The 22580-nt window shown below is 55.0% G+C and carries 17 protein-coding genes; 6 read left to right on the top strand and 11 right to left on the bottom strand.

Going from position 1 to position 22580, the window contains the following annotated elements; translation table 11 throughout:
- Positions 1 to 48: 48 nt before the first annotated feature.
- A complete protein-coding gene (locus tag AAFH99_RS02155) occupies positions 49 to 1134 on the bottom strand; it encodes a transporter substrate-binding domain-containing protein (RefSeq protein WP_406828537.1) in 1086 nt (361 codons plus the stop codon).
- 139 nt (positions 1135 to 1273) lie between these two features.
- On the opposite strand from AAFH99_RS02155, the gene AAFH99_RS02160 reads away from it, so the two are divergent.
- Positions 1274 to 2122: a carbon-nitrogen hydrolase family protein gene (locus tag AAFH99_RS02160; protein ID WP_406828539.1), complete on the top strand. Its 849-nt coding sequence runs from the start codon at positions 1274 to 1276 to the stop codon at positions 2120 to 2122.
- Positions 2123 to 2269: 147 nt separating this feature from the next.
- Positions 2270 to 2917, top strand: a complete 648-nt coding sequence (locus AAFH99_RS02165; RefSeq protein WP_043319790.1) for a DsbA family oxidoreductase — start codon at positions 2270 to 2272, stop codon at positions 2915 to 2917.
- A gap of 84 nt (positions 2918 to 3001) precedes the next feature.
- Here AAFH99_RS02165 and AAFH99_RS02170 read toward each other — a convergent pair whose 3' ends face one another.
- From AAFH99_RS02170 to AAFH99_RS02205, 8 genes are all read right to left on the bottom strand, one after another.
- Positions 3002 to 4009, bottom strand: coding sequence for a fumarylacetoacetate hydrolase family protein (locus AAFH99_RS02170; protein WP_406828540.1), 1008 nt, complete (start codon positions 4007 to 4009; stop codon positions 3002 to 3004).
- Positions 4010 to 4036: 27 nt separating this feature from the next.
- Entirely contained in the window at positions 4037 to 4585 is a 549-nt protein-coding gene (locus AAFH99_RS02175; RefSeq protein WP_406828541.1) for a VOC family protein, read from the bottom strand.
- 28 nt (positions 4586 to 4613) lie between these two features.
- Positions 4614 to 5711, bottom strand: a complete 1098-nt coding sequence (gene hppD / locus AAFH99_RS02180; protein ID WP_043320519.1) for a 4-hydroxyphenylpyruvate dioxygenase — start codon at positions 5709 to 5711, stop codon at positions 4614 to 4616.
- A 321-nt stretch (positions 5712 to 6032) separates the two neighbouring features.
- Positions 6033 to 7727, bottom strand: a complete 1695-nt coding sequence (locus AAFH99_RS02185) for a flotillin family protein (RefSeq protein ID WP_406828542.1) — start codon at positions 7725 to 7727, stop codon at positions 6033 to 6035.
- A 15-nt stretch (positions 7728 to 7742) separates the two neighbouring features.
- Positions 7743 to 8402: a YqiJ family protein gene (locus AAFH99_RS02190; RefSeq protein ID WP_043319792.1), complete on the bottom strand. Its 660-nt coding sequence runs from the start codon at positions 8400 to 8402 to the stop codon at positions 7743 to 7745.
- The gene (locus AAFH99_RS02195) at positions 8402 to 9070 is read right to left on the bottom strand and encodes a PspA/IM30 family protein (RefSeq protein ID WP_043319793.1); all 669 of its coding nucleotides are present in this window, start codon (positions 9068 to 9070) and stop codon (positions 8402 to 8404) included. The genes AAFH99_RS02190 and AAFH99_RS02195 overlap by 1 nt, the downstream gene beginning before the upstream one ends.
- 38 nt (positions 9071 to 9108) lie before the next feature.
- Positions 9109 to 9564, bottom strand: coding sequence for a hypothetical protein (locus AAFH99_RS02200; protein WP_043319794.1), 456 nt, complete (start codon positions 9562 to 9564; stop codon positions 9109 to 9111).
- A gap of 346 nt (positions 9565 to 9910) precedes the next feature.
- On the bottom strand, positions 9911 to 10687 hold the full coding sequence (locus tag AAFH99_RS02205; protein WP_043319795.1) for a ferredoxin--NADP reductase: 777 nt from the start codon (positions 10685 to 10687) through the stop codon (positions 9911 to 9913).
- Between the two features lie 113 nt (positions 10688 to 10800).
- Here AAFH99_RS02205 and AAFH99_RS02210 point away from each other — a divergent pair, with 113 nt between their 5' ends.
- On the top strand, positions 10801 to 11682 hold the full coding sequence (locus tag AAFH99_RS02210) for a LysR family transcriptional regulator (RefSeq protein ID WP_406828543.1): 882 nt from the start codon (positions 10801 to 10803) through the stop codon (positions 11680 to 11682).
- A gap of 23 nt (positions 11683 to 11705) precedes the next feature.
- Here AAFH99_RS02210 and AAFH99_RS02215 read toward each other — a convergent pair whose 3' ends face one another.
- Complete coding sequence (locus tag AAFH99_RS02215; RefSeq protein ID WP_406828544.1) at positions 11706 to 13172, bottom strand: RimK family protein; 1467 nt, start codon at positions 13170 to 13172, stop codon at positions 11706 to 11708.
- A gap of 353 nt (positions 13173 to 13525) precedes the next feature.
- On the opposite strand from AAFH99_RS02215, the gene AAFH99_RS02220 reads away from it, so the two are divergent.
- Positions 13526 to 14302: a FadR/GntR family transcriptional regulator gene (locus AAFH99_RS02220; RefSeq protein ID WP_043319798.1), complete on the top strand. Its 777-nt coding sequence runs from the start codon at positions 13526 to 13528 to the stop codon at positions 14300 to 14302.
- Between the two features lie 257 nt (positions 14303 to 14559).
- Here the strand turns inward: AAFH99_RS02220 and AAFH99_RS02225 are convergent, their stop codons facing one another.
- Positions 14560 to 17592 carry a TonB-dependent receptor gene (locus tag AAFH99_RS02225; RefSeq protein ID WP_406828545.1) on the bottom strand — a complete coding sequence of 1011 codons (3033 nt, stop codon included), beginning with the start codon at positions 17590 to 17592 and terminating at the stop codon, positions 14560 to 14562.
- A gap of 444 nt (positions 17593 to 18036) precedes the next feature.
- Here AAFH99_RS02225 and AAFH99_RS02230 point away from each other — a divergent pair, with 444 nt between their 5' ends.
- The gene (locus AAFH99_RS02230) at positions 18037 to 20307 is read left to right on the top strand and encodes a chondroitinase-B domain-containing protein (RefSeq protein ID WP_043319800.1); all 2271 of its coding nucleotides are present in this window, start codon (positions 18037 to 18039) and stop codon (positions 20305 to 20307) included.
- Between the two features lie 20 nt (positions 20308 to 20327).
- Positions 20328 to 22571, top strand: coding sequence for an alginate lyase family protein (locus tag AAFH99_RS02235; protein WP_406828546.1), 2244 nt, complete (start codon positions 20328 to 20330; stop codon positions 22569 to 22571).
- The last annotated feature ends 9 nt before the right edge of the window (positions 22572 to 22580 follow it).

Here is a 22580-nt window from a genome sequence, read left to right on the forward strand (position 1 = left end):
TACCCGGCTGATCCGTAGACCCGTCGCATTCCGCCAGCGTCTGCGCGGCTATTTCAAGGTACCGAAGTATTCTTCTCGGAGATCCATGATCGTTCCCTGTTCATGGGCGGCGATAATCTCCACGCTTAGGGGGCGCCCAAGTGGGCTACCCTTTGGTACGGCGAACGCATACTTATCCGGATTGAACAGTTTCCCTACCAAGCGCAGCCCCAGCTCAGGGTTTTGAAATGCAAAGTAGGCGAGCACCGGGCTATCTCCGACAATCGCGTCAATCTCTCCTGCGCGCAGTGCGGAGACCGTCTGCTCCGTACTTTCATAGGCACGGGTACTGATACCATTTTCCTGGGCATACTCCTCGGCGACACTACCGGAAAGCACACCGACTGTCTTTCCCGGAAGGTCCCGCAGCCCATTTACCTGTGAGGTAAGTGCCAGTGAAGTCATCACACTGGTGATGGACGCGGTAATAAAAGAAACAACCGCAACACCACACACAAGCCAGATACCCGCCCAGATTTTTCCAACCCAGCCAAACAGATTCTTGCGATGGGCATTGCCGGATGTGGCGATAGACATGACAGAGTAAAAACTCTCGGCCAGGCCATCACGCCAGCGCCGGGGAAACTCCGCGTCAAACTTCCGATCAAAAAGCGTGAATGCGAGCGTGGCCAGAATAATAACCGCGAGAATCCACAGGTAGCTGGCGAACATGCCGGTTTTTTTTAGCCCTTGCACAATATCGGAAATACTGGTTCTTCGCTTTTTACCGACCATTACCCGCAACCCCGCATCAAACCACGGTTGTGTAAAGTCGATTTTTCGCGCGCGGGCTTCTGTAATGGTCAGATTGGTAACTGCCACCTCCACTTCACCCCTGTGCACGCCATCTACCAGACTTTTAATATCCGAATACACACGATATTTGGATGCAAGATTCTGCTTTTGAGCGATGTTTTCCCACAGCTCCACCGACATACCGGATAGCCTTTCGCCCTCTTCCATTACAAAAGGCGGGCTCAGATAGATACCCACATTGATTGACCTGGGCTCAGCGGTTCCCTGGCCGTATGCATTGGCGGCCGCGAGGCACAGCAGAATGAAGACTTTCCGTAAATATGGCAGCTTTCGCAACAAGATAAATTACCCTGTACTATAAAAGTCGAACCAGAACAGCATAGAACATGCGCACTCTTGCCCGAAAACAGGGTCATGCCAGGTTCGATGAAAGCCTGTGTCGTCAGGGTGCCTATTTACCAGACATGGAAATTGTTCATTGAAAAATTTGACGGTTGCAGCACTGCAAATGGTCAGTGGAGAAGACGTTGAGGCAAACCTTGCTCAAGGTTTCCGTCTGGCACAGAAAGCCGCAGGCGCTGGCGCGCAGATGGTCCTGCTGCCGGAAAACTTTGCCCACCTCGCCGATAGCGGTAGCTACTCGGCGGCAGAAGCCTTTGCCAGGGGGCGCGCCTGCCCCCGTAAACAACCTATACAGCACGCATTACAGCGCTGGTCCGCAGAACTGGGGGTCTGGCTGATCGCCGGTGCGACGCCGCTCCTCGACAGACCCGATGGAAATTCGACAGAGGGGCAGCGCAGTCGCTCTGCGTGTCTGGTCTATGACGGAACCGGCCAAGTGCGCGCGCGCTACGATAAAATGCATCTGTTCGACGTAGACGTTGAAGATTCCGCCGGTAGTTATCGGGAATCTCGTAGTATTGAGCCTGGAGATCAAATCTGCATTGCGGACACACCTTGGCTGAAGTTGGGTCTCAGCATCTGCTTTGATCTTCGTTTTCCCGAGCTCTATCGAGCGCTTGCCATAGGAGGTGCCGAAGTGCTCGTGGTCCCCGCCGCCTTTACCCATACTACCGGGCAGGCCCACTGGCTGAGCCTGCTAAAAGCGCGCGCTATCGAAAACGGCTGTTACTTGATCGCGGCCAACCAGGGAGGGCAGCACTCACGCAAACGTCGCACCTGGGGCCACTCGGTAATTATCAATCCCTGGGGGGATGTTCTGGCGGAAGCAGGCGAAGGGGAAGCGGTCATTACTGCTACCCTGAGTAGCACACTCCTTGAAAAAGTACGCCGGAATATGCCGCTGCTGTCCATGCGGCGCCTATGAAAAACCCCGTCTGCGCCCCTACAATCAAGGCCGGATGGCCAGATTACCGGCCACTGGTTTGCAACGCGATTGTTGGACCAACCGGCCATGCTATTGCGGTCACGCCCCACTCCATAGCGCAAGACACCCGATGAAAGGCGATCTTCCATGCAAAAAAAACTCTCCCTGCGTATCGATATTGTTTCCGATGTCGTTTGTCCCTGGTGTGTCATCGGCTATTACCGGTTGCAGAAAGCACTGGATGACTTCACGGACACCATAGAACCGACCATCAACTGGCTACCCTTCGAACTGAATCCAGATATGCCCGCCGAAGGGCAGAATCTACGGGAGCACATCGCCGAAAAATACGGCACGACACCAGAAGAGAGCATCGCAGCCCGTCAGCAGATCACGGCCCTCGGCGCCGATGTGGGTTTCACCTTCGACTACTTTGACGATATGCGTATGGTCAACACATTCCATGCGCATCGATTACTGCACTGGGCAGCAAACGAAGGAAAGCAGAACGCGTTAAGCCTGCAGCTTTTCGAGGCATTTTTTAGCCAGCGCAAAGACGTCAGCAGTTTTGATGTACTGATTGCCGCCGCAGACAAGGTGGGACTCAACACCTATGCCGCCCGCGACGTGTTGGCAAAGCAGACTTATGCAGACGAAGTGCGTCAGCTGGAACAGGCTATTGTCGATAAGGGTGTGCGCGGTGTGCCTCTTTTTATCTTCAATGGCGAACACGTAATCAGTGGTGCACAAGAAGTCGGCGCATTCAGGGGAGTACTTCAGCAGTTGTTGCAATAAGCTGTAAAGAGATCAACATGGGTTGCACGCACAAAAAAAGGCCATCACAGGATGGCCTTTTTTAATTTGCGCCAATTACACAGGTTATTGCTGTTCTACAACCTGCTCGATACGACCGAAAATCGACTGGCCGCGCTCATCCAGCATTTCGATGGCAACCCTGTCACCGAACTGCATAAACGCCGTGCTCGGTTTGCCGTTCTGGATGGTTTCGATCATGCGGATCTCGGCGATACAGCTATAACCCACACCACCCTCTTTTACCGGTTTACCCGGGCCGCCGTCGAGCTTGTTCGATACGGTTCCGGAACCGATGATGGTGCCGGCTCCCAGGGGGCGGGTTTTGGCGGCGTGGGCGATCAGTTGACCGAAATGGAAGGTCATATCGATACCCGCGTTGGGCTCGCCAAATTTTTCACCGTTCAGTTCAGAAATCAGCGGCAGATGGAGCTTGCCGTCTTTCCAGTGGTCACCCAGCTGCTCGGGGGTGACACACACCGGCGAAAAAGCGCTGGAAGGTTTGGACTGATAAAAACCGAAGCCCTTGGATAATTCGTTGGGAATCAGACCGCGCAGGGAAACGTCGTTGACCAGCATCACCAGTTTGATGTGCTTCAGCGCATCGCCCGGCGAAACACCCATGGGTACGTCGTCGGTAATCACTGCGATCTCGGCTTCAAAGTCGATACCGAAGCCTTCGGACTGCGGCATTTTGACCGGCTCGCGGGGTGCGAGGAAGGTGTCGGAACCGCCCTGATACATCAGTGGGTCGGTCCAGAAGCTTTCCGGCATTTCCGCGTTGCGCGCCTTGCGCACCAGCTCCACGTGATTGACATAGGCAGAGCCATCCGCCCAGTGGTAAGCCCGCGGCAGAGGTGAGTGACATTGGGTCTGGTCGAATGGGGTCCCTGCGGTTTCGCCATTGTTGAGCTGTTTTTGCAGATCTTCCAGTTGCGGAGAAACGCTTGCCCAGTTATCCAGGGCATTTTGCAACGTTGGGGCAATTTCACTGGCGTCCGCCATGCGGGCCAGGTCATCGCTGACCACGACGAGTTTGCCGTCGCGACCGCTTTTCAGGCTGGCTAACTTCACTGTGCCTTCCTCTTTGAACAAATGAATTTACGGATCAACCGCCTTGAACTCTTCTTCGCCGTGCATCCAGGCGGCGTGACGTGGCGCTTTCTTGGTACGCGACCACTCTTCCAGCATATCTTCGGCCACTCGCTTCAGCTCTTTGTGCATACCGGGCTTGGCAGTATTGGCGGCGAGCTCGATGCGGTGGCCATTTGGATCGAAGAAATAGATGGATTTGAAAATGGTGTGGTCGGTGGGACCGAGTACATCGACACCGGCATCTTCGAGCTTCTGTTTCATCGCCAGCAGCTCGTCCATGCTCTCCACTTCCATCGCGATATGCTGCACCCACTGCGGGGTGTTTTCATCGCGGCCCATATCCGGTGAATTGGGCAGCTCGAAAAACGCCAGTACATTGCCCTGCCCCGCGTCGAGAAACACGTGCATGTATGGGTCCGGAGCCCCGGTAGAGGGCACCCGGTCTTCGGCGATGGCCAGCTGGAATTCCATGCCGAGAAGATCGCGGTAAAACTCCACGGTCTCCTTGGCATCGCGGCAACGGTAGGCCACGTGATGAATGCGTTGAATTGCCATAAACGGCCTCCGGGGTTAGACGCTGCGATTACGCCGCGTCTTCCTTACCTTTATCACCACCGATCACACCGCGCTGAAGCTGATCGCGCTCGATGGATTCGAACAGAGCTTTGAAGTTGCCTTCGCCGAAGCCTTCGTCTTCCTTGCGCTGAATAAACTCAAAAAACACTGGGCCCAGCATATTCGCGGAGAAGATCTGCAGTAGCAGACGGGGCTGGCCGCCTTCGGTAGTACCGTCCAGCAGGATGCCGCGTTTCTGGAATTCCTCGGTAGGTTCACCGTGGCCCGGCAGACGCTCTTCCAGCATTTCGTAATAGGTGTCCGGGGGCGGAGTCATAAACTGCATGCCCTGCGCCTTGAGGCGGTCCCAGCAGGCCAGCAGGTCGTCGCAGGCAAAGGCGATGTGCTGGATACCTTCACCGTTGTATTTCATCAAAAATTCTTCGATCTGGCCGCCGCCACCGGCGGCCTCTTCGTTCAGCGGGATGCGGATCTTGCCGTCCGGTGCGGTCATCGCCTTGGACAGCAGACCGGTGTATTCACCCTTGATATCGAAGTAGCGGATCTCGCGGAAGTTGAACAGGTCTTCGTAATACTTTGCCCAGTAGTCCATACGGCCGCGATATACATTGTGGGTCAGGTGATCCAGGGTATGGAAACCGCAGCCTTGCGGATGACGGTCCACGCCTTCCAACCAGTGAAAGTCGATATCGTAGATGCTCTCGCCTTCCTTATAGCGGTCGATCAGATACAGGGTGGCACCACCGATGCCCTTGATCGCCGGCAGGCGCAGTTCCATGGGGCCAGTTTCCACGTTCACCGGCTGAGCACCTTTCTTGATGGCTTCGTTGTAGGCAAAGGTGGCATCTTTCACTCGGAACGCCAGGCCACAGGCGGAGGGGCCGTGCTCGCGCGCGTAGTAGTCCGCGTGACTGCCTTTTTCGTAGTTGGTGATGAAGTTGATATCGCCCTGGCGCCACAGCTCCACGTCTTTGGTGCGATGGCGAGCCACCTTGGTGAAGCCCATGGCCTCGAACACGGTTTCCAGGATGCCTTTCTCCGGCGCGGTGAATTCCACGAATTCAAAGCCGTCCAGGCCCATGGGGTTCTCAAATAAATCGGCCATGTGATCCTCCATTTTATGATTGGAATCGTTATCGAGACCGGTAACGCGGTTTGTGGCCACGGTGGTCCGCTTGGTTTCATGTGCAACGAATTTAGTTACGCGTGTAACTAATGTCAAGCATCCGGGGAGACCTCTGCTCGAGAGTAGAAGTGAAGGCTCAACTAGTGATAGATCCGGGGGGCGGGTTTGGGTGGGAAATTCGTGACTGAATAATGGATTCTAGTGCCAAAATAGCCAGATAAAGGCCGCGATGAAAAACTGAGGGAAGGCGTAGAGAACGGTAGACTTCCGGGCCACAAAGGGCCCGGAGACAGGTGCGAACTAGAGTTCCGGCTCGGTCACCTTGGCAAGGTCACCCACCCCGGCCTCTTTCAGCAGGGAATCTACCAGTGGTGCCATGGCGCGGTGTTTCAGCGCACTGCCCACCAGAGCTTCCGGCAGGCTCTGGCTCTGGGATTCGCCATCGCCATCGACAATACCGCCACCAGCGCGGCCGCCAACGCCGTTCAGGCCTTCCACGGAGATGATCTTCATACCCTCGATCTTCTCCAGCGGACGTACGCTCTCACGCACGATGCTGGGCAGATTTTCGTGCAGGCTGAGTACGCGCTTGAGAGCAATCTGCGCTTCGCTCAGGCTGTTCATGGCTTCATTCATCAGGCGCTGACCTTCTGCGTCCACCGCGTATTTCTCGCGATCCGCTTCCACCTTGATACGCACCGCTTCCGCTTCAGCGCTCGCCTGCAGGCGCAGGGCTTCGGCCTTGTCTTCCGCCGCGGCTTTTTCCGCTTGTGCGGCGACCTTGATGGAGGTTGCTTGACGCTCGGCTTCCTTCTGCGCTTCGATAATCTCGATGCGCTTGTCACGCTCGGCCACTTCGACGTCTTTGGCGGTGCGCACCTGCTCTTCTGCTTTCACCGCTTCAGCACGCGCCACATTGGCCTGCTGATCGGCCAGGGACTGTTCTTTGGATTTTTCCGCGACCGCGATGGCGCGCTCCTGCTCGGCAATTTCCACCGATTTGGTTTTGGAAATACGCTGCTCATCCAGCACACGCTCGCGCTCGATCTCCTGCTCCTGCAGACGCTTTTCCTTCTCGATTTCCAGCAGGCGGGTGGCCTGCTCGGCGGCAATGCGGGACTGATCAATCTCGCGCTCCGCTTCGATTTCTGCCTGGCGAGCCGCTCGTTCCTGGGCAGCGGTTTCACGCGCGATGTCGGCCTTTTGTGCGGCTTCGCGGTTTTCCAGTTCGCGCTGTTGCTCGAGATGTGCGTAGCGTTTTTCTTTTTCAATCTCCAGGCGCTGGCGCTCGGCTTCCAGGTTTTTGGTTTCGATCTGGACGCGGGTTTCCTGCTCGACGTCATTCACTTCTTTGCGGCGCGCCTCAATGGAGCGCGTCATGCTGGCAAGACCTTCGGCGTCGAACACGTTATCCTGGTTGAAAAATTCCTTGCCGGTCTGATCCAGACCAGTCAGGGACACGGACTCCAGTTCGAGACCGTTTTTCAACAGATCCTCAGACACGACCTGCTGTACCTTCTGTACGAACTGGCTGCGCTGCTCATGCAGTTCCGCCATTTCCATTTCCGCGGCCACAGAGCGCAGAGCATCGACGAATTTACCCTCGATCATTTCTTTCAGCGCTTCCGGGTCCAGGGTGCGTACACCCAGGGTCTGGGCTGCGTTGGCGATGGCGTCGGTGTCCGGTTTAACCCGCAGGTAAAATTCGGCGAGCACATCTACACGCATGCGGTCTTTGGTGATCAGCGCCTGGTGCTCTTTGCGCGATACCGCGAGGCGCAGGGTGTTCATATTGACTGGAATGATTTCGTGCAGTACCGGCAGCACCAGCGCACCACCATTCATGATCACCTTCTGCCCGCCCATACCGGTGCGCACAAAGGAGCGCTCTTTGGACGCACGCGTATAAAGGCGCGCGAAAATTGTGCCGATAACGATCAGGCCGACAAGAACCGCCCCCGCCATGATCGCAATGTTGGATAGATTCTGAATCACTGAGTTTTCTCCAATTTAATTGTTATGCAGCAGATGCTCGTTGGTGGGTCGAATCACACGGAAACAGGCTCCGCGTTCTTCCACCAGCAAGACCTGCTCTCCCTGTGAAAAAATTTCACCAGTATCCGGTTCCACCATGACGTAATGGGTAGTCCCAAATTCATCACTAAAGCGCGCCTCTGCCGGTGATCCCGCGCTGGCTTCACCGATGGTGATGACTGCGACGCGGCCGATAAAAGTGTTGCGACCTACCGCTTCGGTTTCATCGCCAACCGCAAAACGGCGCAGTATATTCCCCACGAAGCGCACTTGCGGCAGCGCCAGAAGCAGCACCGGGATGGCCAGCAACCACCCGGGGAGTAACACCCCGAGTAGTGACTCACTGAACATCTGGATCAGCAGTCCGGTTACGCCGAAGCTCACCAGAAACGCCACCAGTAGTATCAGTGCCGGAACCTCCCCGAAACGCAACCAGCCGAGCAGTTTGGTGAGTACACCTCCCGCTTCGGTATCCGGTGCATCCAGATCGATGTCCATGTCCGGCAGCAGGTTGTCCAGCATGTCCGATATGCCAACACCAATCATCAACATCACACCTTCGAGCACGGCAATCATCAACATCAGTACCAGGGCACCGGTGAACAACTGATTGCCGTCTTGCAGAAAGAACCCCATCAGGCCTCCGTCTGGGTTTTGATTTTCGCCAGACGCTCCTTGATACGATTGCTGCGCGCCAGCTCTTCCAGCTCCGCCAGCTTGCTGGCATCGGCAGTAGATTCGGCGGTGGGCACACCGGCACTTTCCAAAATGCGGTTAAACGCACCAGTGGCCTGGTCGACCTTATCCGCAGTAGCGCGACTGCTACCGGACTGCTCGCCGGTGGCACCATTACTCACATGCTCGCTCGCCTTAACAAATTCCCGCAATTGTTCACGCATCTCACGTTTTTTGCCCTGCAATGCGGATATGTAGGAATTCAGTTCACCGATTTCCTGGTCAGTTTCCGCGATGGCTTTTTCCAGTACCGGGATCTGTGCCTCAATATCCATTTGTTTGGCGATCGCAGCCTCCGCGAGATCGTCACGGCCCTGCTGAACCGCTACTTCGATCTGCTCGCCGAGACTGGTGTGACGGGTGTTTTCATCGTTGAGGGTTTTGCTGCTCAGGTATTTTGCCGCTTCGGCTTTGCCCAGTTGATCGCGCACATCGGCAATGGCGTCATCGATTTCGCGAATGGCCTGCTCCATCACCAGTTGCGGTGTGGCATTTTCTACCGAGTCCACCACCGCATTGGCAGAGGCGGAGATAATGCGGGAGATACGTTTCATCAGTCCTTCTTTCATTGTTGTTTCCTTCCTCTTGTTAATCAGATTGTTGATGGTCAGCGTTCCAACAGCGCTTTCAGCCGTGTTCGGATTATTTCTGCCGTTTGTGGCTCCGCGATGCGCGGTTCATCCTGTAACGCAATAAGTAATATTTTTTCCAGAAATGCCTCTACAGCAGGCAGCGATTTCTGCTCGAGCGCCGGTGCCATCGGCTTCTGGTCGGCGCACACCTGAATCGCAGCGGCGCCTTCGCTCACCAGCTCCAGCAAGGCTTCCACCAGCAGGCTGCGGGGTTCTTCGTCGGCACAGCGGGCTTTCACCGGCAACATGGTTTCATTCGAGGCGAGATAGGCGCGGGCAAAACTCTCCACACCCACAGACTCCCTTGCCATGGCGATCAGCTCGCGCACCTTTTCACTCTGAGTGACGGCGCCATTGCGATCGATGGACATCAGGTAGGCGTAGTCTTCTGCGGAAAGTCGCGCCGATATGGATTGGCTTTTGTTGAGCATGGCATTCCCTGACTTGCGATGTATACAAAAGTACACACTGCGGCGCGGCGGGTCAATTACATTCCCTTACAACCGGAAACAGGTGAAATTTTGCGCCCAAGATTCATGCAAAGTTCGGCGTGGCACCAAATGTTTGCCGTAGGGAATTTCTGAAGACGAAAAAAAACCACCCGATGGGTGGTTATCAATACAGGGGTTAACCCTTTCACTGGCAGGTCCGGCCGAAACATCGGCAGGGCACCGGGGTCGACACTTGGAAGCACAGAATGCCATTTCTGTCCTTGCGCAATCCTTCACGCAACTACTTCTAAGTACCGACGCCGCTGCCCTGCCCCTCCTGGTTAACTTACTTCTCGACAAACGCGCGCTCGATCACGTATTCGTGAGGAATTCCCGCGCGGGTTTCCTTGAACCCCCAGTCGTCGAGAATATTGGTCAGATCTTTGAGCATGGCGGGAGAACCACACAGCATAAAGCGGTCTTCTTCCACATTCGGCTGGGGTACGCCCAGGTCGCGGAACATCTTGCCAGACAGCATCAGGTCGGTGAGACGGCCGTTGTTGCGGTAAGGCTCACGGGTTACCGTGGGGTAGTACAGCAGGCCTTCGCGGACCATCTCGCCAAAATACTCGTGTTCTGGCAACTCCTTCTCGATATAGTCCTGATAGGCCAGTTCGGACTTGAAGCGCACTCCGTGGGTTAGGATCACCTGGTCAAAGCGCTCGTAGACGTCCGGGTCCTTGATGATGCTCATAAACGGCGCCAGACCAGTGCCGGTGGACAGCAGCCACAGGCGCTTGCCCGGCAGCAGGTGATCAGCCACCAGAGTTCCAGTGGGCTTGCGACTGACGAAGATCTCGTCGCCGGGTTTGATCTTTTGCAGCTGGGAAGTCAGGGGGCCATCGGGTACCTTGATGCTGAAGAACTCCAGCTCGTCCTCATAATTGGCGCTGGCAATGGAATAGGCGCGCAGCAGTGGGCGACCATTGGGCTGCTCCAGGCCAATCATGGTGAAGTGGCCATTTTCGAAACGGAAACCGGGGTCGCGGCTGGTCTTAAAGCTGAACAGGGTGTCGTTCCAATGATGAACTTCGAGCACCGTCTCCTTATTCAAATTTGACATAACAATAGAACCACTTATTCCTGACCTTTTTGCTGGGTGAATTCTAGCGCTGGCACATCTATTGGCAAAATGGGATATTTCGATATTCGTTATCTATTTTGTGGATTAATGCCATGCGCTACTCCCTACGCCAACTGGAAGTCTTTCTGGCCTGCGCCCATTACCAGAACGTGAGCCGTGCCGCCGAGAGCCTGAACATGTCACAATCCGCGGCATCCACCGCACTCAAAGAGTTTGAACAACAGTTCGACCTGCGCCTGTTTGAGCGCACCGGCAAGCGCTTACGCCTGAACGAACTGGGGCGTCAGCTGTGGCCGCGGGCGGAAGAGCTCCTGGAACGGGCGCGGGAGCTGGAGGCCACCTTATTAGTACACAGCGACCTGGGCCGCCTGAAGATCGGCGCTACCCTCACCATTGGCAATTACCTCGCAGCAGGGATTATGGCCCGCTATATGGAAGAGCAACCGGGGGCACGGGTGGAGCTGGAAGTGGCAAATACAGCGGCCATTGCACAGGGCGTGCTCAATTTTGAACTGGACCTGGGCCTGATCGAAGGTGAACTCAACCACCCGGATCTGGAAATGATCCCCTGGCGGGACGACGAGCAGGTGGTGTTCTGCGCACCGGACCACCTCCTGGCAAAGCGCGCGCAGCTAAGTGATGAAGACCTGCGCGAGGCCACGTGGATTCTGCGGGAAACCGGTTCAGGCACCCGCCAGACTTTCGAACGGGCACTGGCAGGACTTCTACCTGAGCTGAATATAAGACTGGAGCTGCAGCACACCGAGGCAATCAAGCGCGCGGTGGAAGCGGGACTGGGCATCAGCTGCCTGTCCCGGGTGTCCCTGACCGATGCCTTCCGTCGCGGCGCCCTGGTGGAACTACCAGTGCCGCAGCGGGATTTCAGCCGCGAGTTTTACTTCGCCCTGCACCGGCAGAAATACCGCAGCGCGGGTATCGAGCGCTGGCTGGAACTTTGCCGGCAAGCGCCCTAGCGAACGACCGCAAAAATGATGGGTTATTCCTGACCCGCCTTGCGCGCGTCCAGGCGGCGGATAAATTCCTGCAGGATCAAACGGTACAGCTCCTTGCCCAGGTATTTATCTTCCACACCACTGTCGATGGACGGGTTGTCATTCACTTCGATTACAAAACCCTTGCCCGCTGACTCCTTTACATCCACACCGTAGAAACCGCGGCCGATGGGTTTTGTGGCTTTTAATGCGGCCTGCAGCACCGGCTTTGGCACTTCAAAGGTCGGCAGTGTGGTAAAGCCACCGCTGACGATTTTCTTGTTACCGTGGTTGTAGATCTGCCAGTGATTCTTCGCCATATAGTAGCGGCAGGCATACAGGGGTTTGTTATCCAGCACACCGATGCGCCAGTCGAATTCCGTATACAGGAATTCCTGAGCCAGCAGCAGGCTGGATTCCGCAAATAGCTCTTCCAGTTTGCCGTGCAACTCGTCTTCCGAATTGACCTTCACCACACCGCGGGAGAAGGAACCGTCGGGGATTTTGACCACCATTGGCAGCCCCAACTCTTCCATCGCCAGCTTCAGGCTCTCCTCGTCACCGCGGCGCAGGATGCGCGTGCGCGGTGCCGGCACCTTGTGGGTGTTGAACAGGTCCGCCAGATAAATCTTGTTGGTACAGCGCAGGATGCTGGTCGGATCGTCCAGCACTACCAGGCCTTCCGCTTCGGCTTTTTTGGCAAAGCGGTAGGTGTGGTGATCGATCGCCGTGGTCTCGCGGATAAACAGGCCGTCGAATTCCGACAGGCGCATGTAGTCCCCGGGGCCGATCAACTCCACCGACAGGCCCAGCTCGCGCCCGGCGCTGACAAATTTTTTGATCGCGGCACCATCGGACGGCGGTAGTTTTTCTTCCGGGTTCACCAGAATCGCCAGGTCGTAGCGGCTATTGCTCGGCTTCTTGTGCTGGCGCCATACCTTGTTGCTGAAATTGTCCAGCGCCTCGGCAAATTCGGTTTCCTCCGCCTCACTGAGATCCCGGTGCGAACACACCTTCAACTCGACGATTTCCCACTGGGGGTTCGCCTGCAAATGGATTTCCAGTACCGGGCAGGCGAAGCGATCAAACAGCGCACGCGCCAGCGGCTGTAGGGCGGGATCCGCGCAACGGCCGAAATAGGATTTCACTACCCGCAGGGTACCGGCTTCCGGCAGCGGTAGTTTTGCCAGCGCCGGGATCGCCTGGGACAGCTGCAGCTTATATAGCTGTGGCAGCGCCAGATCGTTCAGAGTGCGCACACTGGGCAGCACATTGTGGTTGCGCGCCTCCGCCAGCAGAGAACAGTAATAGCCCTCGCTGCGGTAGTCGTAATCCGCGCACAGGTTAATCACCCGCACCCGCTGGGAACGGGGCGGTAGCGCCAGGTAGTCGGCAAAGGTGATTACCCGCTCGCTGGGGTAATAGGGTGCCCAGTCGTCGGGCTCATCGATCACGATCAGGATCTGTGACATCGGTTGGGGGTCTGCCTCAATAAAAGGTGGGCGGCGTCGGGAGACGAAAATGCACTATCTCGGGAGGGCCTGGATAGCGGGTCAGAATTGGCCCGCTGGATGTGCGAAAGATAGAAGAAAAGCGGGGTTCTGCCTAATACTTTTTATGCTGTTTTTTAGCGCGATTCTGACTACCTTGCGGAGCCATAACCGACCGCTGACGCCACCGGAAGGCGAAGCTGTCACGATCAGCCATCATACCAATAAACATTGCCTGTAAGACCAATTGTGGTAGACTCAAGTGTGACTTTCAGCCTGTGGCTCTACGTCGCCACATCAGCAAGGCTTATATAACAACGATAGAATCTAGTGCTATGAAAAGCGATTATGTAGGAAATGGCCGCCGCATTTATCAGCAGGTGGTAGAAAAAATGTTGACCCTCCTCGACAGTGGCGAATATCCTCCCGGGGTGCGCCTGCCATCCGAGCGGGAGCTGTCGGAAATGTTCGACGTCAGCCGCCCCAGTATCCGAGAGGCAATCATCGCCCTGGAAGTGATGGGCCGGGTTGCCGTGCGCACCGGCTCCGGGGTTTATGTCATTGAGCCGGTAAATTCCTTTACCGACACCAAGGATTTCAGCCCGTTTGAACTGACCGAGGCGCGAGTGCTGATCGAAGGTGAACTGGCTGCCCTGGCGGCTACCATGATTACCGAAGAGCAGCTCGAAGACCTGCGCCTCGCTTACCGGGATATGGTGCGTGAAAACGAGGAAGGTAATCTGACCTCCGAACGCGCCGACCGCAAATTTCACGAAGTCATTTCCCGCGCGACCAACAACCGCGTGTTAATGAGCACCATCGACAAGCTGTGGGATATTCAGGAGCACTCCCCGGATATCCAGACGGTGCACAAAAACGTGTGCAAAAAAGACGGGCAAAAACGCCTGGCCGAACACAAAGCCATTCTGCAGGCCCTGGAAAATCACGACCCCTGCGCGGCGCGCAAGGCCATGCGCCTGCACTTCAACCGTTCGCTGAATGCACTGCATGATGCTTCGGAGGCCAGGGCAGTGGAAGTGGTACGCCGGGAAGTCTCCGAACGCCGCAAGCGCTTCTCCATTGACCGCCTGGGAGAAACCGCCGGTTTCTGATCCCTCCAAAACTAGCGCTAAATTTACAGGCCATATCGCCACCCGCGGTATGGCCTTTTTAGTGCACGGGAAAATATCTCACCAAAACACAGGCATAAAAAAGCCCGCACAAGGCGGGCGAATCATTTCCGACAGGCGGCACCTTGTCGGATGGAGAAGAGACAACCAATCAAACAAAACCGAAAACCTGCAGCCCTCACCGAGGGTATTGGACCGCAGATCTCCTATGCCCAGTACATAGGGCCTAAGGATAGCGCTTAGAACTTGGCTTTCAGGCCAAGGAATACACGCGGTCCGTAGCTGTTGACTTCACCCAGGTGATCACGGGTATAGAAGTACTGATTCTTCGGCTCATCAAACAGGTTGATGGCTTCAAGACTCAGCTTCACAGCCTCGGTCAACTGGTAAGAAGCTTTCATTTCCCACACACCGGTGTCACCAACGTAACGCAGGCGGGTACCGTTTGTGGTGTACGGCTGGAAGTACTCACTGCGGTACTTGTAGATCAGGCTGGTGTCGAGATCACCAATCTGATAGTACAGCTGACCGGAGAATACGTTCTCGGAGAAACCAGGCAGGTTACCCGGGGCCACAATACCGGCCTTCTGGGAAACTACGTTACCACTCTCATCCAGTACCAGAGAGCTACCCAGGTTACTGTCTTCAAATTCGAAGTCAGAGTCCGCGTAGTTGTAGCTCGCCTTCACGCCCAGGCCACTCAGGTAACCCGGTAGATAGGAAAAGCGATGGGTACCGGTAATCTCAATACCACTCAAGGCACTGGTGTCTTCGTTGGTGCGAGTGATATCGAAGGAAGCAGGAATCTGCTGACCGTCAACTTCCAGCATTTCTGTTACGTGTACTGTCTCGAAACCACCCTGGAAGCGCTTGTGATAGATACCAAAGGTCAACATGGAATCTTCGTTCGGATACCATTCCAGCGCGGTATCGAAACTCCAGGAAGTCAGCGGCTGCATATTCGGGTTGCCATCACCGCTCACATCTTGCAACAGTTCGGCAATATTGGTGATGTCATCGGAGCCATTGGTGCCAAAGGTTCGCGAGTAACCCAGGTCGGATGGGTCCGGGCGAGACAAGCCACGGTAAATCGCACCACGCCACATCAGATCGTCACGAATATCGGCAATCACGTTCAGGCTCGGTAGCACTTCGGTGTAGTCCCCACCGGCAGAAACACGCTCCAATTCAGCGCCTTCTACTTCTTCAATGGAGTAGGTTCCATCACTATTAGTGGCAATGGTATAGGGCGTGCGGTAGGCAACGGAATCCACTTCAGTCTGCACAACACGTACGCCGAAGTTACCGCGTACCGGCAAGCTCGAGATAGAGGTATCGAAGTCCGCCATTACATAGGCAGCGGTAGTGGTTTCGGTGACGTCGGTGGTACCACCACTTTTCTGCTCAAGCTCAGGGTAAGCGAAATCTTCACCTACGTACTCAAGTAGCATATCCGCCACACATTTAGTGTCGAACGTTGCCCATGAATTGCCGGCGCCGACCACATTACCGTTTCCATCTATGGTGGTAACCAATGGGCCGTCACTTTCAGCATTCATGAAATCACTTTCAGGGAAAGCAATAGCACATGCTTCATTCATTTCCGCAATTGCAGCCGCACCGGCTTCGGAACCACGGCTTACACTGTACTCATCACGCGCATTACCCAGGTCAACATATTCCAGTTCGGAGAAACGCAGGCCACCTTTAACGCCGGTGATAACGCTACCGTGCAGGGCCAGATCGAAGTCCGCACGGAATGCTTCGTTGGAATTACGACGATCCAGGTCATTATCGATACGAATACGGTAAGCATCGGAGAACAGAGTGTGGTCAGTGACATCGAAGCCGGTGACCGTGTACTGGCGAATACCAGAGTACATATCCCACTGCACCATGGAGCGGTCCTGGTTGTCACCGCCGTAAATATCGTCACTGTCTGACTGGGTGCGCAGCAGAATCTGGTTTTCTGTACGAGTTGTCTCGGAGAAAGAGTAGTCCGCAGAAACTGTTAGGTTCTCAGTAAACGCGTAAGCGACGTTCAAGCCATAGCCGAGGTAATCTTCGGCACGCTCGTATGTCTCGCTGTTGGACTCGATACGAGTCTCGCCTTCCCAGTTCAGCACGGCCCCAGAATCGGAAACCACCAGAGATTCCGCAGTAACACCAGGTGTTACACGGCGCATCTCAGCGAAGTTCAAGTCATGACGCAGTTCTGTCTGTATGCGCTCGGACTGCTGCAGATCGAAATTGATATCGGTCTTGTCGTTTGGTTGAAACTGCAGTGCGACAAATACGGCGTCACGCTCATCACGAGTATCGTTTTGGCGATAGCCATTCGAGCTCGGCGCAAATGCGAAGTCACTGCCGTCGCTATAGGCTTTACCGGTTTCGGGATCCACAAAAGTATTGTACGACCCACCGCTATCACAGTTACCGGTGCTGGTACGGTTAAAACCCGCCTCGATATTTGGGTCATTTAGGCAAGCATGCAGAGAGGTACCAGTTGGCGAGGAAGAACGCATCTCAGCTTCCGGCTGGGAAATATCACTTCTTTCCACACCCAAAGACACACCGAACGCCATGCCGTTATCAAATTCAAACTGGTCGACATAGCTGGCACTGCCACGGAAGCCCACATCACCCGCCATGGAATCTTCCACGTTAAACTGATTCGGGTTGATATTCGCTTTGGCATCAATCTGGATACGCTGCTCGCCGTATTCCAGCGGTTTCAAGGTTTCCAGAGCGATCAGACCGGCCACACCACCTTCAATCAGGCTGGCGTCCTGAGTCTTGTAGATCGCAATTTTGTTCATCAGTTCAGACGGGAACTGGGAGAAGTTTACCGAGCGGTCACCACTACCATTGGAGGCGGAACGGCCGTTAATGGTGGTCGCGCTCAGGTATGGGCCCATACCACGGATGGAGATCTCGGTGGCACCGCCGTTTTCACGGTGGGAAGAAGCACCGGTGACGTTTTCAAGAGCTTCACCGATGGACAGCGCGGGCAGGTCACCAATTTCGTTCGCAGACATGCCGTCTACGATGGTGGTGGAGTTGCGCTTGATATCGATTGTGGTCTGGATGGTGGCGCGGGTGCCGGTTACGACAACCTCTTCCAGCGCCTGGTCGGATTCTGCGATTGCAGTGTCCTGGGCCTGGGCTGCACCAACATAGGTCACTGCAGCAATTGCACTTACAAGAAGCGACTTCTTAAACGTTTTCTCGTTAGCCATTACATCTCTCGCGTCTTTATTATTATCACGCATGATTACCCCCAAGGAAGTCTGCGCTAGTTGATAGTAACAAGGGCGCCGTGCTCTGGCGCCTTATTCATCGCTCATATCGCGGTTTTTATTATCAGCCTCTTGACCAGTGACAACCGTTTTTACCGTTATTTGATCGGCTGTCCGCGATCTGGCTTGCACAAATTCTCACCTGCCCACAAGCCAGTCAACCAATTTTCAGAAAAACTTCACATTTTGGACTGACCCCTGCGTGTTTTTTGTGCATTTTATCGGAAAATTCTGCGCGACGCACCAAAACCGGTCAAAAATCTGGAGAAAACTGGTTAACCCGATTGGTTGACAATTATTTTTGACCAATTTAGTCTGGCCCCATAATAACTCCGCGATGCCATATAACGCCCCGAGATGGTGCAACCGGGCAGGCCTTTCGCGAAAACAAAAATCTAATAAAACATTCAGGTGATCATGAGAACTTCAGGAATCAAACCATTACTGGCTGCCGCACTGCTTACCTGCGGGCAGGCCTCCCTGTTCTGCGTCCAGGCATCCGCCGAGGAGTACCTGGTCCATAACCCGCAGGAGTACGCGAAGGTTGCCAAAGACCTCGAGGCCGGCGACACCGTGGTACTGGCTAATGGCACCTGGAAAGATTTTGAAATCCTATTCACCGGTGAAGGCAAAAAAGAGCAACCTATTACGCTGACTGCGGAAGAAAAGGGTAAAGTCGTCCTTAGCGGCCAGTCCAACCTACGCCTGGCGGGCGAATATCTGGTGGTTTCCGGCCTGGTATTCAAAGACGGCTACACGCCGAGCAGCGAGGTAATCTCCTTCCGTCGCAACAAAGACCACTTGGCCAATAACTCCCGTGTGACTGAAGTGGTGATCGAGGACTTCAGCAAGCCGGAGCGTATGGACTCCGACTACTGGGTGAGTATCTACGGCAAGAACAACCGTTTCGATCACAGCCACCTGTCGGGCAAGCGCAACAAGGGTGTGACCATGGCGGTGCGCCTGAACACCGAAGCGAGCCAGGAAAATCGTCACCGCATTGACCACAACTACTTCGGTCCGCGTCCGGTCCTGGGCTCCAACGGCGGTGAGACCCTGCGTATCGGCACCAGCCACTACTCTCTGACCGATTCACTGACGGTGGTCGAAAATAATTTCTTCGACCGCTGCGACGGCGAGGTGGAAATCATCTCCGTCAAATCCGGCAAAAATATTCTGCGTAACAACACCTTCTTTGAATCCCGCGGCACCCTGACCATGCGTCACGGTAACGGCAACCTGATCGAAGGCAATGTGTTCCTGGGCAACGGCGTGGACCACACCGGCGGTATTCGTGTGATCAATGCGGACCAGGTGATTCGCAACAATTATCTCGAGGGTCTCACAGGCTATCGGTTTGGGAGTGGGTTCACCGTGATGAACGGTGTTCCCAACTCTCCCATCAATCGCTACCACCAGGTAGTGAACGCGAAGATCGAGAACAACAGCTTTATCAATGTGGAGCATATCCACCTGGCCGCAGGCAGTGACCAGGAACGCAGCGCGACGCCGCAGGACTCCACTATTGCCGACAATATTTTCTATACCGAGAGCGGTAAGTCCCCTTTCTCCATTTTTGACGACATCTCCGGCATTACCTTCGCCAACAACGTTTCCAATGGCTTTGTGGATAAGAAGATTCACGAAGGTATCGATAAAGGCGTGGGCAAACTGAAGCGTGCCGACAACGGCCTGCTCTACCCGACCGATAAGTCTGTAGCGAATAAGGGCGCGAGCAAAGACCTGGTGGTTACCACCAAGGAAATGACCGGCGCCTCCTGGTATCCCAAATCGGAACCGGTTACCCCATTCGACAGCGGCAAGTCCATCAGCGTGCGACCCGGAGAGAATACTCTGTTCGACGCCATTGCCCGTGCGGCGGATGGCGACACACTGGTACTGGAAAACGGCGTCTACAACGCAACCAAGCGCCTGGATATCAACAAGACCCTGACCATCAAGGCAAAAAAACACGGCAAGGTTACCCTGACCAGCGGACGCCCGGTGATGTTTGAAATTCAGGACGGCGGCAGCCTTTCCCTGGATGGCCTGGTCATTTCCGGAGCGAGCAGCCCGGATAATGCCGGTAATATCCTGATTCGCACAGCGGTTTGGGGCATGCTGAAAAACTATCGCTTTTCCATGACCAATAGCCGGGTAGAAAACCTGGATATCAATCACTCCTACCACTTCTTCGATTCTGGCCTGCGTGCATTCGCCGATACCATTACTCTGACCAACAATCACTTCGAGAACATCACCGGTGATCTGCTCAAGCTGAATAAAGAGACCGATGATCTTGGCGTATACAACGCGGAGTACGTGATCGTTACCGGTAATACCTTTAACAAGGTACAGGGAGCACTGGTTGATCTGTACCGCGGTGGTACCGACGAAAGCACCTTCGGCCCGCATATAGATTTCAGCGATAACACCGTTACCAAATCCGGTAAAGGAAAGCGCAACAAAGCGCAGGCACTGATCAAGCTACATGGGACCCAAGTCGCCAACATCCACGACAACCGCATTGAAGATAGCGCGGGTATTCTGGTGGAGCACACCGTGGGTGAGCCGGTCACACATATTGCCAACAACCAGTTCTTCAAGGCCCCGCTGCCGGAAATCACTGAATTGGTGGCGGAGGGCCCGCATACCGCAGTCCTCGCCAACAATGAAGTGAAGAACTGAAGAAAAGAAGAAGCGACATCATGTTTGGCACTCCAGCTTTAAAATCGCGTAAATCCCTTGCCGCCGGTATTACACTGGCGGCAGGTCTGTCCACAGCCCTCTTGGCCCTGAATCCCCTGGCTGCATTTGCCGCCGATCATCCCAACCTGGTGATTAGCGCTGCCGATATAGACGCCATGCAGGGCGCGGTTGAACAACCCGGCCGTTTTCGCAACACTTTTCTCAGCACTCAGTCCGCGGTAGATCGCGCACTGGAATCGCCTGTTGCAGTTCCAGTACCTGCCGATGCCGGCGGTGGTTACACCCACGAGCAGCACAAAAAAAATTACCAGCTGATGTACAACGCTGGTGTGCTGTACCAAATCACCCAAGAGGCAAAGTATGCCGAGCGCGTACGGGATATGCTGCTTGCCTACGCAGACATGTATCCCACGCTGCCATTACACCCCAAGCGTCGCCCGGGGGCCGACAACCCCGGCAAGCTGTTCTGGCAGAGCCTCAATGAAGCGGTTTGGCTGGTGTACACCATTCAGGCCTACGATCTGATTCGTCCATCTCTCTCACGAGAGGAAGCGAATAAAATTGAACAGGGCGCTCTGCGCCCGGTCGTCAAATTTCTCTCAGTTGATTCGCCAAAAACCTTCAACAAGGTACATAACCACGGTACCTGGCTCACTGCCGGCGTCGGTATGGCCGGCTATGTTCTGGATGAGCCGGAGTGGGTAGAGCAGGCGCTGCTGGATCTGGATAAATCCGGTAAGGGTGGCTTCCTTCGCCAGCTGAGCACCCTGTTTTCTCCCGATGGCTACTATAACGAAGGCCCCTATTATCAGCGCTATGCGCTGATGCCGTTCGTCACCTTTGCAAAAGCCATCGAGAATAATGAGCCGGAGCGGGGAATTTTCGAGTATCGCGACGGTATCGTGATGAAAGCCATCGATACCACCATCCAGCTCAGCTACAACAATCTGTTCTTCCCAATCAACGATGCCATCAAGAGCAAGGGGATCGATACCTCGGAATTGGTATTGGGTGTGACCATTGCCTACGGCGAATCCGGCGACCCGCAATTTCTGGATATCGCAGCGCGACAGGATCAGATTCTGCTGACCGGTGACGGTCTCAAGGTTGCCGAGGCACTGGATGCTGGACAGCAGCAACCATACGAATTCAAATCCTTTGCTTTCCGCGATGGTAAAGATGGCGACGAAGGCGCGCTGGTGGTTCTGCGCCAGCAGGTCAATGGCGACCAGGCGTTGGTATTCAAGCCCGCTGCACAGGGAATGGGACACGGCCATTTCGACAAACTGTCCTGGCAGTTTTACGATCACGGCGCGGAAATCGTCACCGATTACGGTGCGGCCCGCTTTCTGAATGTGGAAGCCAAAAATGGTGGCCGCTATCTGAAAGAAAATGAGACATGGGCCAAACAGACCGTTGCTCATAATACGGTAGTGGTCGACGAAACCTCCCACTTCGATAACAACCTGAAAGTAGCCAATCAGAATCACCCGGAGCTGTTGTTTTTCCACGCGGACGATCAGGTCAAGATCAGCGCTGCGGCAATCGATTCCGCCTACCCGGGTGTTACCCTCAAGCGTACCCTCGCACTGGTCAACAATCCGGACAACGGCAGCACCTTCGCCATTGACGTGTTTGATGTGGAGTCCCGTAAAAAACACCAACTGGACCTGCCAGTGCACTACAACGGCCAGCTTGTGGATACCAACTTCAAGCTTCAGGGCTTCACCGACAGCCTGCGAGCACTGGGTAAAGACAATGGTTACCAACACCTTTGGCTGAAAGCCAACGCAAAGCCGGCAAATGGTCTGGCCCAGGTCACCTGGCTGAACGATAACGGCCGCTTTTACACTCAGTCCAGTCTGGTAGACGGTAATACCGAACTTCTATTCACCGAGCTCGGTGCCAACGATCCCAATTTTAACCTGCGTGCTGAAAAAAGCTTTATTGCGCGGCGGGATAACACAGATAAGCACACGTTTATCAGCATTCTGGAGCCCCACGGTGAATATAACCCCTCCAAGGAATTCACCCTCAAGGCTGAAAGCCAGGTAAGCGCCCTCAGTCATCAACGCACCGGTGACCTGGAGCTGATTGCGATCGGCGGTAAAAACGGCACTACACAGTTACTGGCGTATAACCGCAATAACGACGTGGACGATTCGGTTGAAAACCGATTTGAATTCGGCGGCAGTGAATACTACTTCAACGGCCGTGCCAAGCTCTTTCAGATTAAAAATTGAGGAAGGCAA

This window comes from Microbulbifer sp. ARAS458-1 (assembly GCF_045348205.1).
In the GTDB taxonomy this organism is placed as follows: domain Bacteria; phylum Pseudomonadota; class Gammaproteobacteria; order Pseudomonadales; family Cellvibrionaceae; genus Microbulbifer.

Coding starts and splice junctions, on each gene's coding strand:
- AAFH99_RS02210 (WP_406828543.1), top strand. CDS start 10,801: ATGCGCTACTCCCTACGCCAACTGGAAGTCTTTCTGGCCTGCGCCCAT.
- AAFH99_RS02195 (WP_043319793.1), bottom strand. CDS start 9,070: ATGAAAGAAGGACTGATGAAACGTATCTCCCGCATTATCTCCGCCTCT.
- AAFH99_RS02205 (WP_043319795.1), bottom strand. CDS start 10,687: ATGTCAAATTTGAATAAGGAGACGGTGCTCGAAGTTCATCATTGGAAC.
- AAFH99_RS02235 (WP_406828546.1), top strand. CDS start 20,328: ATGTTTGGCACTCCAGCTTTAAAATCGCGTAAATCCCTTGCCGCCGGT.
- AAFH99_RS02165 (WP_043319790.1), top strand. CDS start 2,270: ATGCAAAAAAAACTCTCCCTGCGTATCGATATTGTTTCCGATGTCGTT.
- AAFH99_RS02215 (WP_406828544.1), bottom strand. CDS start 13,172: ATGTCACAGATCCTGATCGTGATCGATGAGCCCGACGACTGGGCACCC.
- AAFH99_RS02220 (WP_043319798.1), top strand. CDS start 13,526: ATGAAAAGCGATTATGTAGGAAATGGCCGCCGCATTTATCAGCAGGTG.
- hppD (WP_043320519.1), bottom strand. CDS start 5,711: ATGGCCGATTTATTTGAGAACCCCATGGGCCTGGACGGCTTTGAATTC.
- AAFH99_RS02225 (WP_406828545.1), bottom strand. CDS start 17,592: ATGCGTGATAATAATAAAGACGCGAGAGATGTAATGGCTAACGAGAAA.
- AAFH99_RS02175 (WP_406828541.1), bottom strand. CDS start 4,585: ATGGCAATTCAACGCATTCATCACGTGGCCTACCGTTGCCGCGATGCC.
- AAFH99_RS02190 (WP_043319792.1), bottom strand. CDS start 8,402: ATGGGGTTCTTTCTGCAAGACGGCAATCAGTTGTTCACCGGTGCCCTG.
- AAFH99_RS02230 (WP_043319800.1), top strand. CDS start 18,037: ATGAGAACTTCAGGAATCAAACCATTACTGGCTGCCGCACTGCTTACC.
- AAFH99_RS02200 (WP_043319794.1), bottom strand. CDS start 9,564: ATGCTCAACAAAAGCCAATCCATATCGGCGCGACTTTCCGCAGAAGAC.